The sequence below is a fragment of the Fusibacter sp. A1 genome, from assembly GCF_004125825.1.
Classification (GTDB): Bacteria; Bacillota; Clostridia; order Peptostreptococcales; family Acidaminobacteraceae; genus QQWI01.
This window is the reverse complement of record NZ_QQWI01000002.1, coordinates 227,468-245,724: the sequence shown is the minus strand read 5'-3', so window position 1 is coordinate 245,724 and position 18,257 is coordinate 227,468. Positions and strand designations below refer to the sequence as shown.

Below are 18,257 nucleotides of genomic sequence, written 5' to 3'. Positions count from 1 at the left end.
CAGTCATAAACTGCTTAAATTCGTTCAAATCGTTTTACAGTACCATATTCGGTTTCAAAATATTTTTCAGATGTCTCTTTAAATTCCTGTTCATGCGCGATAAAGGCGTCCACCACCTGAGGGTCAAAGTGCGTTCCGCGTCCTTCAATAATAATCCGACGTGAGATTTCGTGAGAAAACGATTTTTTATACGGCCTCACACTTCTAAGTGCGTCATACACATCCGCAAGCGCCATCATACGTGCTGAGATTGGAATAGCATCACCGATTAAACCGTCAGGATAGCCCTCGCCGTTCCATCTTTCATGATGATGCATCGTGATCTGCTTTGCGATCGTCAGAAATGATGCAAAATCGATCTTTGATTCTGCTGAAGCAAGGGTTTCTGCTCCAATGATACAGTGACTTTTCATTTCTTCAAATTCATTATCTGTCAACTTTCCATTTTTAAGAAGTACGTAATCCCTAATCCCCACTTTTCCAATATCGTGAAGAGGTGCAGATCTCACTAGGTCATCTATATAGCTATCTGTTATGTATCCCTTATATTCATTCAGCTTTTTAAGGTGATTGGCAAGGACTCCAACATAGACCGAGGTCCTCTTTAAATGATAGCCCGTTTCGTGATCACGAGCCTCCGCTAAAGAAGCTACCGCAAATAGTGTTACTTCTTTTGTCTTATCCAACTGATGGTTGATGTTCCTAAGTTTATTGAACGCATTATAAAATATGGAGAAAAGCAAGATGTACAAAATAGTTCCAAATACGATTACCGTCACATAGAGGAATAACTTCATCTTTCTTATATTCGCTGCTAAAGAATCATATCGTTCATAAAGCTCAATCACTCCTATGATTTGTCCATCAACTATCGCAGGTATATAAATTTCTAGTATTTTACCAGCTTCAATTTCTGAACTGTTTTCTGCGGAGTTCGCTTTTTCCACAGAATAGTTGGTTTCTCCTGCCAGGGCCTTATTAAACTCGATGTTATCACTAAACCGCTTACCGATGATGTTCTTATCATCACTCCACAGGATTTTACCGGTTTTGCTCCATACCTTCACACGAAACACATCACCCATACTGTAAAAATTGGTAAGATAATCAGGATTGTCCTCTACCTTGTCATACAATCGCTCATCCATAAATACCTTAACAAGCTCTTCATTGTCTTTGATAATCACGTTTAGCATATCCGGATAAAGCTGAGTATGGCTAGTGATTAAATTATCCATCGCATGGTTTGAAATAACACCTGTGACAGCTGAGGCAAGAGTCAGAATAACTATTAGTATCAAACTTGAGTAATGTTTTATGATATTGGATTTATAGCGATATTTAGACATAAGTTTGTCCGTCCTTTGTCCTATCCATACCCTACCGAAGTTGATTTACTTACCGGTTTTACATAAAATGTATTCAAATAAACGCAGTACCGCTCCAATATAGCCCTAAAAGTCGTACGATCTCCTTGTTTCCGCTGGCGTCTACCAAGCGGTTGATGCAAAAAAAAGAGCATTTCAGCTCTATTTCAATTAACCAATCTGAGGGATAAACCCATCCAAATCCCCACTGTTGACTACAAGTGCAATAACGCCTAGCCCTACGATACTTGCAGCTATATCCTTCCAATCAAAAGACGCGCCAAGAAAAACCGCATGGACCGTTTCGGATAGTACAAGCGCTGAACCTAAATTCGGCCCGATATGGCTAAAGTCAAGTAATCTATCAGGAACTACACCTGTGCCTCTTATGTATATCACACCACACCATATCATCATACCTGCAAATGCAAAGTATTCACCATTTTTGAGTTCATCGTATTCCACATTTCGTCTTAAGCATCCCCTTGTTTGGCTTCAATGTTAATTTTCTCTCCCTCTCGTGTGAGAAACTCACCGATTTTCTTATCTTCCACAAGTATGTGATGAAGAATCCAATCTTTAACAAACAGATTGATCTTAATCAGGTCATAATCCGTGATTTTTCTGTTCTTATTTGAGGATATGATATCATCAACCCTATCTCTAAATAGACGATGGTAAAGAACATGTTCATCATGTTGATCAAAAAGAATTTTCTTCTGAATCGCTTCCTCATTTGCGAAGTGCATCATGACATAGCCCTCAAGAAAAGTAGTCAATTCATGATAATACTCATGACCTTGTCCATTTTTCATCAGCTCGTATAGTTTTCCGAAACTGTCGATTATTTCTTTATGTTCCTTATCTATTTCCTTAATGCCTATCTTGTAATCCTCTGCCCACTGAAGGTTTGCCTCAACGGCTTCTTTGGCACCATCGAAATAAGTGGATGACTCTATGTCACTCTTTTGAATATCACGCCCAATCAGACCGTTGACCTTATCGAATATCTGACCGGCACTAAAAGGTTTTGTTACAAAATCAGTACATCCAGCCTTAATCGCCTGAGATAATATGCCTATATCGGATTGACCGCTCAGAAGGATAATTGGAATACCCATTGTACTTTTATTCGTTTTAAGCTCCTTTACCAGTTCAATGACGTCCAAATCATAATTATCCAAATCCAGAATAATTAGTTCCGATTGCTTAAACATAAAATCAACACGTTTAACGATAATCGAATCATGCATCTCTAGATTCATATAACCATAATCATTAAGAATTTTTTTCAATTTTAACCTAATGAAATCGGTGGACTCAATAATCGTGATTTTCTTCATTTACTTCTCCTTACGTTAGTTTATGCTAGTGAAATAAGCTATAGTCCAATCAGTCCATCCAGTTCAAAAAATTATCAAAATTACGACAAGAAAAACACTCGCATTCTCCTGTCCGCCTGATGATTTGTCGAGCATGGCTATGCGGTCGACCAACTTGGGATTAAGGTGCGATGATTCTGTACCTATCGCCATAATGCTTCATAAAATCTGCCCAGGTTTCAGCCCTTCCCCATCTTCCATGGGGGGAATAAGCTGGTAGGGCACACTGTTTTTGTGTATAAATGGAATAAGTCGATGTGTTTCAATTTCGCTACATTACGATATATCTTAATCGTACCCATAAACCTACTCCTTCAATTATTTAACAGGTACAAAATGCACTTACTTGCTCTGCTAAAGTAGCGATTGCCTCAAGGTCTTTATCCATCGCACCCGTCTTCAGAGTATGATTGGCGTCCTCTACCACCATTACGCTTGCTGCAGAACCCTTAATTCGATTTTTACTCTCCATACTCAGCAAGCTGTCCTTGTCGCCATAGACGATCATCATATCGCTGCTTATATCCGCGGGTAGGGTTCTATCGATCGGAGTCAGATAGATTCTTTTTACTTTATCGGTACCTAAACACTTGACAACATCGTCCATAAAACCTGTTCCTATGCTCTTTCCAATAACGATTAATTCTTTATACACCTTAGCATCAACCTTTGATACAACCTCTAAAACCTCGTCCCTAAGTACTGTCAGTTCATGTTCAAACGACATGTCTTCTTGGCTGAGTTGAAATCCGTAATTGACCCTCAGTAAATCAAAATCAAGTTTCATGACCACATCAGAAAGATAATAGAATATGGGCTTATGTACCGAATAGCCATATCCCGGCAACATGACCACGAGCGTATCGCTGCCACTGCAAAAATAATCATGTTTCAGATCACGCTTCCATTTTGACTGGGTGATCACCTCTAAATTTCCCATCTGATTCCACTCCTTTTTCAAAATCATGTCTTTATAACCATTACTCGATTTCCACTTGATCAAGTATGACTTTCTTATTGGTAGCATCAAGGGTGACATTCGCGCCAATTGGCAAGGTCAGCATTGGATGTGTATGACTGCAGTCAAACTCAGCGAGTAGTGGTACTCTTGTATCACCCAACACCTCTACTAGAATTTCATAGGGTTTTCTACTTGTTCCTTGATCTTTAAACAGTTCATGCTTTCCATAAATTATGCCAGCAACCTTATCAAAAACACCATTTAGTTTCAAAAGTGAAAAACTTCTTTCAACTGTCGCAGCGTCTTTTAAGGAGTCCTCGATAAATAGAATATCTCCCACGCGAATTTCGGGCATGTACTCGCTGCCCCAAATCCCCATTATCGTATTCAAATTGCCACCTATAAGTCTTCCACTTACACAACCTTCATATACAGTGACAAGCTCATTACGAGTCCCTACCTTTGAACGGTCCTGCAGTTTCCAATCGATGAACTCCTCAGTCCAAACTGGCGGTGTCGGATACACATAGGGAAGTGCTGGTCCTTCGACACAGATTTGCGAAAAGTAATGATAGGTTTCATCGACAAAAGGCGGAAACTCGCCGAAAGATGCCACACAGGCCGGTCCATAAAATGGCGTTACTCCTGTCTTTTCATAAATAGCCAAGAGAATCGCAGTTACATCAGAATAGCCGACAATTATTTTAGGATCCGCCTTAAAGGCCTCATAATCGATATAGGGGAGAATTGAATTGGAGTTCATCCCGCCAATCGATGACATGATACATCTCACCTCTTTGTTTCTGATCAGTTCGTTTAACTCGTCTGCACGTTCCTTTATGGTTCCAGAACGGTAAAAGTCGTTCTTTCCGGTCAAACTTCCTTCTACAATACTAAATCCTTTGCTTTCAAGAAATGCTTTCGCCCGCTGGTACCTTTCGGGTACGAAGGCGGTTATGGCTGCCGAGGGCGAAAAAACACCAATTGCATCACCTTTTTTCAAACGTTTCATCCTTACCTCTTTTCTGTTTCAGTTGTGAATCAACAAGAAAATTCTAACAAAGTTCATCTTTTTATTAATGCAATTCGATACACTTTGATAAGTATACATCTATCATATTCCGATGACTCTTCACAAGTTCCACAGGTAGATTATCAAAATCAAAAAAAACCAGCTCCTTGGTTTCCTTCCCATCTACGCTTAATGGCTCGCCGTTGTAGTTGATGTGAAAACCTGCGGTGATAAAATAGGCCTTGTGACCGTTCGGCAAGTGCATGTAGCAGTCTTTTCCAGAGGTTGTTCCAATGAGTGTCGGCTGGTCTGTCAGGGTCAGGCCTGTTTCTTCATAGGCTTCTCTTAGGCATGCGGCTTCAAGTGTTTCGCCAAGTTCGACTATTCCTCCGATAAGCCCCCACTTTAGAGGGTATTCCCCTCTTTTTTGAAGAAGGATCTGATGCTTGTGATTGGTGATGAGTACGTTGACGCCCGTCAAGTTGACTGCGGCATTGCCTACTCTAGCTCTAAGGTAAGCGATATAATCGTTTAAATGAAGTTCGTACACGCTTTGCATGTTATCGAATCTCATCAGTTCATGCTTTTTATGAAAGTTCAACTTCTCAAGTAATCTGATTGAAGGATAATTCGCACTTTGGGTCTGCGCAACTATTACGTCCAGTCGCAGTTGTTCTTTTGCATACTCGATGATCGGCACGACTGCCTCGTAGGCATATCCCTTACCCCAGTGCTTATCCGAAAACACATAGCTTAATTCGGTATAGTGCGCTTCATGGTAGTCTGTCAGGCTTACGATACCGATAAATACGTCCGAATCAATTAGCCTAATTGACCAGATACCGCTTTTATCAAGCATCTCGTGATAGGCTTCACTTGCTGCTATGTCTTCTCTTATTCCACCTAAGTATTTTCTTGCTTCATTTGTGTTCAATGCTTCAACCGCTTCTAGTATATCCTCTTGCTTAAAAGCTTTCAAACTTAGCCGTGGTGTTGTGAATTGTTTCATGTCATCTCCAGTTAATCATGATCCGATGATCTACTTGCATCTATCAAATCAAACAACTTCTCTTTTATAGGATTGAACCGCTCGATAATCGGTGGCGCGATAATTTGCTTTTCTACCATTTCATTTAAGCTCTCTAAATCAATCCACTTCGCATCTATCGTTTCGTGTTCTTGCAGTTGTATCTCATGTATAGGCACATCTTTACATAAAGCATAAGTGTCTACAAATGCAGCTTCTTCTACAAAGGTTCCTAGATAGGTCAAGTCCTCAGCTGTCACCCTTATGCCCGTTTCTTCGTGCAGTTCACGTATCGCCGCCTGAAGGCTTGTTTCACCAGCCTGAGAAGATCCGCTAGTGTTTTCCCAGTATCCAGGATAGTATTCCTTAACATGATCCCGTAGTGTTACAAGAACCTCGGCATTACTGTTAAAGGTCCAGATATCAACAACCACATGATACTCTCCCTTAGGTTTAGACGCGGCACGAAGCATGGTACGACCAAGCGGTTCTCTTTTTTCATTGTATAAATCCCAGTATTCCATGGTTTCACCTTTCTTAGTTATCGTCTGAATGAAAATCAAGTCTCTTCTTTAACCTAAAAAGTTATTTGACTTATCTGCGACCTCTAGTGTTCTTACTGAATAACTTCGATATCCTTCTGAAACAAAAGGATCTTTTTTTGCCAACATATGAGCTTCCTCTAAACTGTTGCAGTTCAAGATAATCATCCCACCGCGATAATCCTCAAACGGCCCACAAATAATCAGCATCCCCTCAGAATCGAACCCTTTAAGATGACTGACATGGCGTGCAATCACATCTCGATTCAGTTGCTTTTCTGTATCTTCTAACAAGATGACATAAGTTTTTTTCAATTTGTCTCCTCCTAAATCATTCTATGCGTCTCAGTTTATTGATAGTCCCTAAGTGAGTGCCTGTGTTTTCACATCACTTATACTCGATTTAAGTATTTTTTTTCGAAGAACACAACTAAGCGTACGATACTCAGCATCAGGTCGATAATCCGCTGTGATGAATTCATCGCTGATCTCTAGCAGCTTGGCAAGGTGCTTAGTAAATATGTAATGACTTACCGGACGTTCACCCGCAATGTTGATCGTTCCAGTAACCTCATGATCGGCAAGTTCTACAATAGCTGTGGCTAGATCTTCAACATGAACAAAGCTTGTGTAAAGGTTGGCCGTTCTTGTGTATAACTGCCCGGACAGCGCTTGTTCATTCAAAAGCTCCATTCTGACATCCTTCTTACCAAAGTAATCAAAGCCATAGATACTTCCCGGTCTGATGATGATATGATTGTGATGACCTTTTACGATGGCCTCCCCTAAAATCTTTCCGTTGACATAGTCGGCGAGGTACTCGTCTTTCTTTCTCACAATAGGTTTATCTTCTTCTGTCTGGTCTTTTCCACTTGAAAGAGTAGTAGAAATATAAACCAGTCGTGTCTCTGGCAACAAGAGTTCAATAAGTCTCCTTAATCCATTATCTGAGATTTCAGTCTCAAGATTCGCATCCATCACGCACCATACGACAACATCAGGCTTAAACTTCATGATTTCAATTAGATTCTCAGTATTCAAAACATCGAGTGTCTCAAATTCAGAGTCATGTGAACGATAGCAAGTCCCCAAACAACTATTAGCCTCTCGCTTCAACCCATGGTATACATACCTTCCCAAATAACCACTTGCCCCTATTACTAGGCATCTCATAAAATACTCTCTTTCTGTATAATTGCAAGATCCAAATCACAATAAATCGCTAGTATACAACTGTAAAATCGCCGGTACTTGAATCGAACATATAGGAATCAACATTACCATCAACTTCATTTTCAACCTTCACAAAATAGGCACCCTTTACAAAAATATGCTCTCTATCTGATGCTGAATACCCAATGATTTCTACTGAATAATTGTTTTCATCGTATATCTCTGTCATCTTTTTCATGACATCAACTGGAGAGATTTGAGGCAATATCAAACTATACGCAAGCAGAGTCACTACTGCAACTACAATCGCTATTGGATTCCGATATTTATTTGCCCAATCATATCTAAACTTCTTGTTCCCAATGATGAAAAGCAAAGCCACCATTGGAATGTTGAAAAAGCTCATTTCCACTATTTTTTTATAGACTAGAATATTAAAGAACAGTACGATTAAAACCATTAAAAAAGACCAGATTGCAACATGATTTCTTTTGACATGATTCATTTATCTATTCTCCTTTGTAGGCAGTTAAATACGCCTAAATATACTAAAGTATCAAGTAAGATTCCATCATTAACATTTTACCATTTTGAAACAGTATTGCCAGTCCTGCTCTCAATAATTTGAGTAATCTTTGCAATAAGCAACTCAAAACTAAAAAGGACAGAAAGTGTACACCCTCTGCCCCATTACTCTGTTCATACTTGCTTACATCAGTTCAGTACAATCCTAGCCTCCTTCAAGATTTCGATTATTTCACCGTCCTTGTCTACACCATGAATGCTCAAGTCTGCTGTGGTGAAGGTGAAGTTGGCTTTAACCTTTGACTGATTGATTCCATGAGCATTTAATTGCTCTTCGCTCATTTGTTTTCCATTTTTTGTGGATTCCAGCGATGCCTGACCCAAGGCAAAGTGAGATCCTGTATTCTCGTCATACAGCGTGTTATGGAACAGGAAATTCTGATTCGACAAGGGTGTATCATTTGGTAGGATGGCGACTTCACCTAAAAATCTCGCTCCTTCATCGGTATTCACTAGCGCCGATAGCAAATCGTTACCCTGCTTGGCTTTTGCTTCGATCACTTGACCGTTTTTGAAGATCAGATAAAAATCATCGATTATGCCACCATTATAAATCAGTGGCTTAGTCGCGACAACTTTTCCATTCACGCCATGTTTATCAGGCGCAGTATAAACCTCTTCTGATGGAATATTGGCTATGAACCTTCTTCCCTGAACTGTTTCAGACTGTGTGCTTTTCCATATATGGTCAACAGGCAGTTCAACCTTGATATCCGTTCCTATCGAGTTTTTTATATGAAGTCGTTTGAACTGTATTTCATTTAACTTTGCAGCAGTCTCATTCAAGTTGTCTATGTGTTCATCCCACTTCGCTAAAAAATCATCCTCTTCAACACGTACCGACTTAAGAATGACATCCCATAACCGATTGATCGGCTCAACTTCATTTGGGAACACCTTGTTGGCCCATGACAAGGTAGGCATTGAAGCAATGCACCAAGTCACTTTATTGTTCATCAGGCTTGTTCTATAATTACTAAGCTTAGGAAAAGCCACCGCTCCTAACCTGTTCATTCTTGACCTATCGATATCCTCAAACAATCCAGGAGTATTCGCGTCAAGAATGATAAAAGCCGCGTCTTCTAAAAGGTAATGGTCATTCAAAGAAGTTCTCCAATCCTCGTAAGTATCAAACACCTCATCAGACGCCTTCTCAAATTTCATCTTAAAGATCTGCTCATCCTGGTAATCAATGATTACTTCCCTAGCCCCCGCATCATACCCCGCTTCTGCGACGATTCTAGCAAAATCAAAACACTCCACAGGACTAGAAACCACCAGATACTGCCCCACCTTAAGATTCACACCTTTTCTCACAAGCAAATCCGCATAATTTCTTTTCAATTTCTCCATTACCAAAACTCCTTAATAAACTTAAACCCAGCCCGCTGCAAGCGTCTACAACTTGTCTCAGTGACCTCCAAAGTATTACTCCACGATTATTTCGGTAGGTAAATACGCTTAGTATAATCAAAATTCAATAAATTGATATGGTAAAGTCTTGCAACAAAAAATCTCCGTGTGGTTTTCAAAACAACCTAAAAGATCTTCTTAGTAATCTAGATCAATTATACCAAAATCCATCTTCAAAATCTGAGGATACAAAAAAAGAAAGCCAAACAACAGCTTTCTCTTATGCTTTCATCGCATCCGTCAGTAATTTCATTCCTCTAGTGGATATAAAACAACTTTGTCCGTTCACAAACTTGGCAACCCTATTTGTCTTATCAACCTCTTCAAGCTTATCTAAATTCACAATATATGATCGGTGACATCTAATAAATCTGTCGTCCAGCTTATCCTTAATGTCGTTCATATTCGAGTAAAACTCGATACTCCGGTCATTGGCATGTAACAGCACCTTATGTGCAGTGGCTGATGTTTCAAAAAATACGATATCCTCATAAGCCATATGAACAGTCTTCTCTTTGTTTTTTACATAAAAGCTTTTCAACACATCCGTAGCAGCTGTGGAATATTTCTCATTGATATTGATCAGACACTCTTTAATTCTGGCACTGATCTTATCTCTTTCATCTTTCACAATATAGTCCAGCGCCTCTACCTTGTAAGTGAATGTCAAAAGGCTCATTTCAGCATGCGTCGTGATGTAGATGATAAAGCCTCTGGGATCATGCTTTCGGATTATTTCTCCGAGTTGTATGCCATTGATATCGGCTTGCAAATCAACATCTAGAAAGTAGATTCCAGTTTCGTTCTTATTCGCGATGTTTTCAATAAGCTCATGTGGATCTCCCGTTCGAATTGCGATTTGCATGTCAAGTTCTTCAATAGAGATCGCATTATGAACTGTTTGTGCTATTTGACGTCGTTGTTTAGGGTCATCTTCACAAATATATATATTTAGCATATGTCCTCCTAAGCTAGATCGGATGGTTCAAATACCTCAAGTACCTGCTTGAACTCACCGTTCTCATATACCATATCATTTGTTATATAATCATATTGATTCAGTACTTTACGTGCACTTGCCAAACCGATTCCACTAGACTTTTCCTTAGTAGAGAATCCCTTTTCCCGCAATTTGAAAAGAGGTGGCATTTCTTTTACCGTGTTTGATATTACTACAAAGGTCTTTGAATCTCTTTTGATGACCCCCACCTTCAATCTAGGGTCATCGCTCAGCATTGTGGCTTCTATGGCGTTATCCAGCCATATTCCTATTACACGGCAAAGATCGATAATGTCCATATTGATTGTCACAGGCTCTACAATATCCAAATATACGTTCACGCCTAATTCTTGTGCATATAGACACTTGGATGAGATGATGCCTTTTAGTTCAATCTGCATCAGATAGCTCAATTGCCCAAGTTTGATATCGTCTTGTTCAAACTTTCGACCAAGCGGCATGATCTTTTGATCGAAGAAGATCTTCAAGTCGATTAGGTTATCCGTCTCCAAATATCCTGTCATCGATGCGATCATATTCACATAATCATGCTTGAACTTACGCATATCATCATAGAGCATTTCAAGCTCAGATGTGTAACGGGTAAGTTGATCCATCTCCGTTTTTTTTGCACTTAACCTGATGTCCTTTAACTTGTACTGCATAAACATCATGACGACGACAATCACGGAAATCAATAAGGACAGCATTGCGATACTCAGTGCGAATACGCCACCAACCGATTTGTCTTCATAGGTGAAAGTAAGCCAATAGAATGACAGAAACACGAGTATCATCACCGAAACGATACTAATCATAAATCCTTTGCTTTCAACGACTTCCCGATACTTTTTCCATAAGTACTCCAGTTGCTTTAGTCCATAAGCCATCAATAGCATAAATAGGAACAAAAACGCGCTCAAGGTGATATAGACATAAAGGCTGCTTCTAACAACTTCTCTTGTCATCGATTCCAGTCCGAAAAGGGTGCTTGTGACAATGCTTGATAAGTTGTCACCCAAAATTGCAAGTACCATGGTGATAAGCACAATACTGATCACCTTTACTTTGGAGTTTCCTTCATTGGCAAAGTAGTAGACCAGAACCAATAGGATGATAACCCCAGTAATCGGTTCTAGTGATGGCTTTAAGCCGATTATAATTCCTAATATTACCGCAAGAGTGCCGATAAGTAAGATATCCTTATGTCTTAAGAATCTTTCTGATATCAAATAGCGGCAAACAATGGTGAATAGAAGTGGTGTCAATAAAATTTGTATAAAAAAAGTCAATGGTATAACCCCCTATCAAGGAAATTATACCACAATGGATTACTCTTCTGTTAAATAAAGTATCTCTTTTGGCATTTCAATTTCATCTATTCCTAAGAAAAAACATTGGCCGGAAGTCTCGGAATAATCCAAAGTCATTTTTAACATGCCGTTTGTCATTTTTTCCATCAGTTCATTTCTCAAATTCTTCATAATTTCTCCTTTTTTCATTCATTAAATAGTAGGTGATAGGACAATTTAGTACAGCTTGCGTCAATAGGCCTGACAATAAATACACTTTGATTGAAACACTAGGTATGCAGATAATCAGGGTGCCTATAAACAAGGTACGTTTTGTAGCTTTCAGTCGAAGTCCGGCTCTTGCAGTTGCACCAATTAATGGACGTTTCACAGTGTCAGACGGTGCAAAGATGTAAAAGTATAATGGCATCAATACGGTGATACTATGCAGTAGTATGATATTTGGATTACTGTTTCTCCAAAGCATCGGCAGTAGGACTAGTCCTAAAAAGCTCATCAACAGGCACTGCATCGAGCTCTTGGCATGCAATCCGTATGCTGACGACTTGATCAGATTAAAGCTTATCATCGCAAGCAGCATTCCGGGCAACACGCCTAGCATGCCGGCGATCAAAGCGATTACAACCGTCTTTGAAAAAGCCAGATAAAACATCTCTACTCCATATTTCACCCTAACCTTTTCAATCTCACTAAGCTGCCTATGAGATACCAGATAATCATTCATTGATTCACAACATACATTTTTTAACGAAACCATTGTTCGACCTCCTTTCTAACAATAAGGTACCAAATCAAGAGCTCATCTGTTCAATTATTTCATAAACGCGTCTTTTCTTGTCTTTAGCGTAATGTTTCTGACGGAATAATAGTGATTAGGCTAGATCCATACTTATGACGCTTCCGCTGTCAAATATTGTCATTCCACGAAAACGTAAAAAATACACCTCATCCATTAAAGCGATGAGGTGTATTTCAGTTATGATTAAGCGATATAGGTTTTTTCGATTTCTATTAAGGCGCCTTCATTCACCATTTCCGAAAGGGCTGCGTCGAATAGTTCTTTCAAGTGTTTTTTCTTATCTGATATAGGGAATCCCATATAGGTTGGATCCGCTCCACGATCAACTTCAATATAACTTTCTTTGACAACATTCTTCCCAAGCTTGTGTTGAGACAAGTAATAATCTCCGCCGTGCTCGTTCATGATGACAACATCAACTTGACCTCGTTCGAGTTTTTCAAATAAGATGGCATCGTTCGCACTGGCTTCCTTTTTTAGACGACTATCCTTGTCGAAAGCATCAAAGTAGGTATAACCGGCAAGCACGCCGATCTTCTTACCTCTTAAGTCAACATAACTGTTTATCTTTATCGCTTTATCAGACTGTGTGTAGAAAGCATATCTGTTTTCTGCTCGATAGGAGTTCGAAAATGCGATGAACTGTTCCCGTTCTTTGGTTTTAGAGAGTGTAGGTAGAATATCAGAAACCCCACTCCTTATCATATTGATCGAAGTCTCCCAAGGAACGATCTTAAAGTCAACTTCATAACCTTTAGGTTCATAAATACGCTTGAGTAGATCCACATCGATTCCACTCACCTTACTGCTCTTCTTATCATGTATGATATAAGGTTCATATGCGGACGTCGCTACAACAATTCGTTTGTCCCTTGTGTCTGATATGCTATCCAGTTTTTTTGCAAACTCAAATTGCATGGTCTCAAGGCTAGTCAATGAGCCCGATAGACTTTCCACCGCCCCTGCCTGAGCAGAAATCGATGAGTTGATCTCGCTTGCTCCCTTTGCCACATCTTCAATTGCGTCATTAAGGTCGTTTACCATGTTCATTGCTTCACTAAACGAAGTCGCGGCAGAACTCGTACGCTCGAACAGTTCAGCGTTTGTCTCAACAAGCGTTGAAGTAGTCGTTTCAATTGTTCTTAAGTTTATAACCGCATTTTGCAGTTGATTGGACTGGGTTTCAATCCCATCAGAAGTCACTTCCATACTGCCTTTGACACTGTCTGATATCCTATTGATCTCTTTTAATAGGTGTGTGATATCAGTAACCACCAGCGAGGTTTCCTCAGCCAACTTTCTGATTTCCTCGGCAACTACAGAAAATCCTCTGCCAGCCTCACCTGCCCTAGCAGCTTCGATAGAGGCGTTGAGTGCGAGCAGGTTTGTTTGCCCCGATATTCGCGCAATACTTGAAATAAGTTCATCGGCCTTTTCTGTTTGCTGATTCAGATTGGATAAACTCCCGGTCGCAGCAAGCACGAACCCTTTTAAGTCTTCAAAAGCTGAAACCGTATTTATGATGCTGTGCTGATTGTCAGCAACCGTATGGTAAGCTGTCGAGCTCATCTCTTTTGAACTGAGCGATTGCTCCTTTAAGATGTCCATAAGCGCTTGTACTTCCTGAAAAAAATGCGTGAGCGCTGTCATTGTCGCTGACTGTTCCTGCGCATTGGCGGACATGTTGCTTACTTCATTGACCACTTGACTCATTTCTATAGTCATTGCTTCTATCGAGTAAGTAAAGCCACTGATAAGGTCTATGTTCTTATCCGATAAGTGATGTAACTCTTCAACTACGTTCGAAATAATCTTGTTCTTTTCCGATGGTAATCCAACACGTTGTGCTTTTTTTTGAATCTTAAAACGGTAAACTAAATGATATAAAACGCCTACTACGATCACTGCCGCCAATAAATAGTTCATCTAAACTCTCCTTATCACCCATGTTTACATAAGTATACCATTTTTCAGAATATTAAGTCGATGATTAAAATATTTATATGGCTAGGTCCCGCTTCATCCATTTCAACCGCTTTAAAGCCAATTTCATTGTGCTTATCGCCTGCTTTTAGCCCCTTTGAAGATGCCTGACCAGACGCGGGCGATAACAAGAGCCGCTATGACGACCAGCGTAATGTTGATCACCATCATTTTAGTCGCAGTAAAATAACCTGCAAGTACTCCCATCAGCTGCGACTGTCTAGGAAACATCCATATAGACACATCAATCATGACATTCTCACCAAAGTCACATAACAGAGCGATAAACGGAATAAGCGCTAAATACCGAACCTTATCGGTGGTGAAGACTTTTTTTATCAGTAGCTGCAGGGTCATGGCCATGCATAAATAGAACACCGACATGAACAGATAATCAATTATATGTAGCTGCAAGTATCCGGTCCTGCCTGCTTCACCTTGTAGCTCAAGACTATTATGAAACACCTCGCTTGTATAGCTTGTAAGTGAATCCATCGTTGCGTTCGCATCCAACTGGATTCTGCCGAAAAACATCGTAATGATCAGTGTCGCAAACAGCATACTCACAATAAATAGGAACAAGGCTCTTTTCCAAGTTGAATGTTTTTCTAATGCCTGAACCAACTTCTCCATAGTACCTCCTTCATCACGCTAGCATTCATTCAGCAGCGCCGCATATTCTATAAGTTTTCTCAACGCTGCTTCATCCTCACAAGCTGGCAGTGTCATTGTTTTTACGACGTTACAGTGCCTACCGACTCTACGTTCAATTGTCTAAATAAAATCGACGTTCTTTCAATCGCTGGCCCAGGCCCGCCGTCGCCACCACCTGTTAAGATTAACAAACCATGTTTGGGCTTTAGCTTGAATGCGCTGTCCTTTTGGATAATTCTTCGCGCATAATACTTTTGAAACCTACTGAGCACTCCTAAAAGTTCACCTGTCAGTTCTGAAAAGTAAAGAGGAGACGCAATCACGACTACATCGACTGTTTCTACAAGTTGATAGACCTCTTGCATATCATCTTTAATGATGCAGTCATGATTCGACCAGCAGTACCTGCAGTCGGTGCAAGATGCGATTTTCTTATCATAAGCGTTGATCTGAACAACTTCACCCTTAAGTACTTGTGTCAGCTGATTGATTAGCGCCATCGTGTCACCCGACTTTCTTGGTGATCCGTTTAAAATGAGTGTTTTCATTATTCAGGCTCCTATTGTTCATATCCTACTCTAAATTGAATTCCCATGTGTTTTAAGTTCTGCTCAATCAAGATGAGTCATACTACCTAAATTATACAAGAATATTACTTGAAATAATGAAATTTAAGTTAACTTTAATCTTTTTGAAGGTAACTATAAGTTAGGAGGTGTAGCGTTATGAAAACCGATCTACATTTTTACCTGATTTACCTACTGGCTGTGAAATCTGGCTTAACACCACAAAACGCATTCACTATAGCTTACTCCGCTGAGTATATTGATGATAACACATCAAAAAAAACCATTCACTTTTCAGATGGAACCGACTACGAACCTACAAGATCAGCTTATCGGGATCTATCGCTTTTACTAACAAAAAAAGATAAGACACTTGAAATCTACTTGCCGTTTCACTTCTTCCCATCCGGAGAAGGTGAAACCTTTCAGGAACGAGTCAAGAGCCATGCCCATAGCGAGATGATGCGTTTACTTAAACGTTTTGTCCTGACAAACCTTGATCAGGAATTCGGTCTTTATTACCTTGGAATCTACGTCCATATACTCATCGATACCTTCATTCATGAAGAGGTTTCTGAGTTGATGGAAAATAAATATAGGCGGATGAAGACCGATATGGATTTAGTATCCATTCGCAATTTCATCTTTGAAATCTACCATCTATTTTGCCATGACATCCGCTATCTTAAGCCTGAATGGTTTGATACCCCTTCAGAAGAGCTGGATCTCTTTTACGGTCAACTAGACGACTTTTTACGAATAGACTTACCCATGTACGAACGGGTGGAACGCTGGCAAGAAGCCTATGCGAACAAGATCTTTGGAGTTAGCCTCCATCATGAGTACGATTCAAAATTATGGTTTAAAGAGGCCTTGGGAGATAGGGACACTTATTCCTTGTCAAAATTGTACAACCACGGTAGCGAATTTGATCATAGCGATTGGCTCCTCTTTCAACGTGCCATCAAATATCACCTCGACTTCTGTCAACATGAACTTTTTCCAAAGTACGGAATCTTGATCTAGTTAAATAAACTAAAAAGCTCGTCGCATCCTCTTCTTTAAGGGAACTCGACGAGCTTTATTTAAGGCTTGTGCTGTTAAGGCTTGATCAATAATCTTTTGATGTAATCTGACTCTTCTTCAATAAACTTATCGATGGTATCCAAGGTAACATATCGATGCGTGCTGACATCTAAAACCTCTCTCGACTTGTACCAGCTGGTAAGCACATCTTCTTTTAGTTGTTCGATTTCATTTTGAAATGCAAAATCTGAAATACCATATGCGTTACCATGCTTTAACAAGTCGAAAATACGCTGAGTGGGCTCCCTGTGAAACAGTACGCTATCTATGTCAAAAGACTCTTTATGGTAAGTGCTGCCTAGTCCGTTTCTCAAATTCTCTTCGTTCTCCAGTCTGAAGGGCGTCCAGATTTTAATGTTGTTCTGAATGTCCGCGATGATATGGCTGGCATAGCCGAGCATGAAGTCGCGGTGCTCGCTGTTAGGGTTTTCATCGACAAATTTGAGTACGTTCTTCATCCACTGCCCATTGTTTGTTGCTCGTCCCCATGGCTCATCACCAACACAAAGATGGCTTTACCTTTTCATATCGCTATGGTAATTGGCCCTATTATGTACTGCGTCAGGTGCAATCGCACCAAGCATGAAGTCTGAGGCATGTTTGATTTCAGGTGTTGTGTCCATAATACTTAGGGCTATGGATAAATGAATCATTGAAAATGGCATATTAAGCTCCTTTTGTTGACACGCTTTCTTTTTAGCATAGTATACCATATCTCAGGGTCAAAACTATGCCGCTCAGTGGAAAACTGAATGTCTACGAATTAAAACCCACCCTAGACGATGAAATAAATATGGTCTGCTACGATAATAAATCTGCCATAAGGGGTAAATTAGCAATACTTGGGTAAAAGTTAGCTATGAAAGAAAAAGGCGCATTTTAATAATACAATTGATTGAGGTGAACAGTAATGACATTTTCGGTAAATATTTTTGCATTGGTTCTTGGCATGCTAGTGAATATGGGCTTAGGAGCGCTTTGGTACTCATCCTTCTTATTTGCCAAGCCCTGGATGAAAGAGGCCAACATTGCAGCAGAGGATATCAGCAAGTCAAGTAACGAAATGGGGAAAGTATATGGTCTGACAGCACTTAGCGCTCTTATCACTAGTTATGCAATTGGTTTTTTAGTAGTCAATTTGAACTTAACTAATGTAGTCGACGGTTTGCTGCTCACAGTAATTCTTTGGCTAGGTACGGATCTATCCACAATCATAAAGAATTGGGGATTTGAGAACCGAACGCTAAAGCTAGGGATAATCAATCATGGCTACGATCTAGTGGTCTACGGTCTACTGACTAGCCTCTATATTTTGATCAGCTAGCATTTTATAGAATTCACGTGATAAAATAGCGGTATTACCGATAAGGTCATACTGCTATTTTAATTGCTTT

22 protein-coding genes are annotated in these 18,257 nt (G+C 39.9%); 2 read left to right on the top strand and 20 right to left on the bottom strand.

The window, feature by feature from the left end:
* Positions 1-14 precede the first annotated feature (14 nt).
* From DWB64_RS03180 to DWB64_RS03100, 18 genes are all read right to left on the bottom strand, one after another.
* Positions 15-1,349, bottom strand: coding sequence for an HD-GYP domain-containing protein (locus DWB64_RS03180; protein ID WP_129486741.1), 1,335 nt, complete (start codon positions 1,347-1,349; stop codon positions 15-17).
* A gap of 189 nt (positions 1,350-1,538) precedes the next feature.
* The gene (locus DWB64_RS03175; protein ID WP_129486740.1) at positions 1,539-1,832 is read right to left on the bottom strand and encodes a hypothetical protein; all 294 of its coding nucleotides are present in this window, start codon (positions 1,830-1,832) and stop codon (positions 1,539-1,541) included.
* Positions 1,833-1,840: 8 nt separating this feature from the next.
* Positions 1,841-2,710: a hemerythrin domain-containing protein gene (locus DWB64_RS03170; protein ID WP_129486739.1), complete on the bottom strand. Its 870-nt coding sequence runs from the start codon at positions 2,708-2,710 to the stop codon at positions 1,841-1,843.
* Positions 2,711-3,071: 361 nt separating this feature from the next.
* A complete protein-coding gene (locus DWB64_RS03165; protein ID WP_129486738.1) occupies positions 3,072-3,689 on the bottom strand; it encodes a hypothetical protein in 618 nt (205 codons plus the stop codon).
* A gap of 40 nt (positions 3,690-3,729) precedes the next feature.
* Positions 3,730-4,722 (bottom strand): S66 peptidase family protein, encoded by a 993-nt coding sequence (locus tag DWB64_RS03160; protein WP_129486737.1) that lies wholly within the window; start codon positions 4,720-4,722, stop codon positions 3,730-3,732.
* 64 nt (positions 4,723-4,786) lie between these two features.
* Positions 4,787-5,731: a GNAT family N-acetyltransferase gene (locus tag DWB64_RS03155; RefSeq protein WP_129486736.1), complete on the bottom strand. Its 945-nt coding sequence runs from the start codon at positions 5,729-5,731 to the stop codon at positions 4,787-4,789.
* Positions 5,732-5,742: 11 nt separating this feature from the next.
* Positions 5,743-6,273 carry an NUDIX domain-containing protein gene (locus tag DWB64_RS03150; RefSeq protein WP_129486735.1) on the bottom strand — a complete coding sequence of 177 codons (531 nt, stop codon included), beginning with the start codon at positions 6,271-6,273 and terminating at the stop codon, positions 5,743-5,745.
* A 48-nt stretch (positions 6,274-6,321) separates the two neighbouring features.
* The gene (locus tag DWB64_RS03145) at positions 6,322-6,606 is read right to left on the bottom strand and encodes a YciI family protein (RefSeq protein WP_129486734.1); all 285 of its coding nucleotides are present in this window, start codon (positions 6,604-6,606) and stop codon (positions 6,322-6,324) included.
* Between the two features lie 48 nt (positions 6,607-6,654).
* A complete protein-coding gene (locus DWB64_RS03140; protein WP_129486733.1) occupies positions 6,655-7,464 on the bottom strand; it encodes an NAD(P)-dependent oxidoreductase in 810 nt (269 codons plus the stop codon).
* A 49-nt stretch (positions 7,465-7,513) separates the two neighbouring features.
* Positions 7,514-7,969, bottom strand: a complete 456-nt coding sequence (locus tag DWB64_RS03135; RefSeq protein WP_129486732.1) for a hypothetical protein — start codon at positions 7,967-7,969, stop codon at positions 7,514-7,516.
* 209 nt (positions 7,970-8,178) lie between these two features.
* A complete protein-coding gene (locus DWB64_RS03130; protein ID WP_129486731.1) occupies positions 8,179-9,402 on the bottom strand; it encodes an aminopeptidase in 1,224 nt (407 codons plus the stop codon).
* A gap of 280 nt (positions 9,403-9,682) precedes the next feature.
* Entirely contained in the window at positions 9,683-10,420 is a 738-nt protein-coding gene (locus tag DWB64_RS03125; RefSeq protein WP_129486730.1) for a LytTR family DNA-binding domain-containing protein, read from the bottom strand.
* An 8-nt stretch (positions 10,421-10,428) separates the two neighbouring features.
* Positions 10,429-11,754 (bottom strand): GHKL domain-containing protein, encoded by a 1,326-nt coding sequence (locus DWB64_RS03120; protein WP_129486729.1) that lies wholly within the window; start codon positions 11,752-11,754, stop codon positions 10,429-10,431.
* A 39-nt stretch (positions 11,755-11,793) separates the two neighbouring features.
* Positions 11,794-11,946, bottom strand: a complete 153-nt coding sequence (locus DWB64_RS19185; protein WP_164980208.1) for a hypothetical protein — start codon at positions 11,944-11,946, stop codon at positions 11,794-11,796.
* On the bottom strand, positions 11,927-12,532 hold the full coding sequence (locus tag DWB64_RS03115; protein WP_129486728.1) for an accessory gene regulator B family protein: 606 nt from the start codon (positions 12,530-12,532) through the stop codon (positions 11,927-11,929). The genes DWB64_RS19185 and DWB64_RS03115 overlap by 20 nt, the downstream gene beginning before the upstream one ends.
* A 225-nt stretch (positions 12,533-12,757) precedes the next feature.
* Positions 12,758-14,500: a methyl-accepting chemotaxis protein gene (locus DWB64_RS03110; RefSeq protein ID WP_129486727.1), complete on the bottom strand. Its 1,743-nt coding sequence runs from the start codon at positions 14,498-14,500 to the stop codon at positions 12,758-12,760.
* 132 nt (positions 14,501-14,632) lie between these two features.
* Positions 14,633-15,190: a hypothetical protein gene (locus DWB64_RS03105; RefSeq protein WP_129486726.1), complete on the bottom strand. Its 558-nt coding sequence runs from the start codon at positions 15,188-15,190 to the stop codon at positions 14,633-14,635.
* 101 nt (positions 15,191-15,291) lie between these two features.
* On the bottom strand, positions 15,292-15,759 hold the full coding sequence (locus DWB64_RS03100) for a flavodoxin family protein (protein ID WP_129486725.1): 468 nt from the start codon (positions 15,757-15,759) through the stop codon (positions 15,292-15,294).
* Positions 15,760-15,936: 177 nt separating this feature from the next.
* Here DWB64_RS03100 and DWB64_RS03095 point away from each other — a divergent pair, with 177 nt between their 5' ends.
* Positions 15,937-16,803: a DUF6765 family protein gene (locus DWB64_RS03095; RefSeq protein WP_129486724.1), complete on the top strand. Its 867-nt coding sequence runs from the start codon at positions 15,937-15,939 to the stop codon at positions 16,801-16,803.
* Positions 16,804-16,877: 74 nt separating this feature from the next.
* On the opposite strand, the gene DWB64_RS03090 is transcribed toward DWB64_RS03095, so the two are convergent.
* Positions 16,878-17,321: a hypothetical protein gene (locus tag DWB64_RS03090; RefSeq protein WP_129486723.1), complete on the bottom strand. Its 444-nt coding sequence runs from the start codon at positions 17,319-17,321 to the stop codon at positions 16,878-16,880.
* A 57-nt stretch (positions 17,322-17,378) separates the two neighbouring features.
* Entirely contained in the window at positions 17,379-17,528 is a 150-nt protein-coding gene (locus tag DWB64_RS19180; RefSeq protein WP_164980207.1) for a hypothetical protein, read from the bottom strand.
* A 245-nt stretch (positions 17,529-17,773) separates the two neighbouring features.
* On the opposite strand from DWB64_RS19180, the gene DWB64_RS03085 reads away from it, so the two are divergent.
* Positions 17,774-18,187 (top strand): DUF1761 domain-containing protein, encoded by a 414-nt coding sequence (locus tag DWB64_RS03085; protein ID WP_129486722.1) that lies wholly within the window; start codon positions 17,774-17,776, stop codon positions 18,185-18,187.
* Positions 18,188-18,257 lie beyond the last annotated feature (70 nt).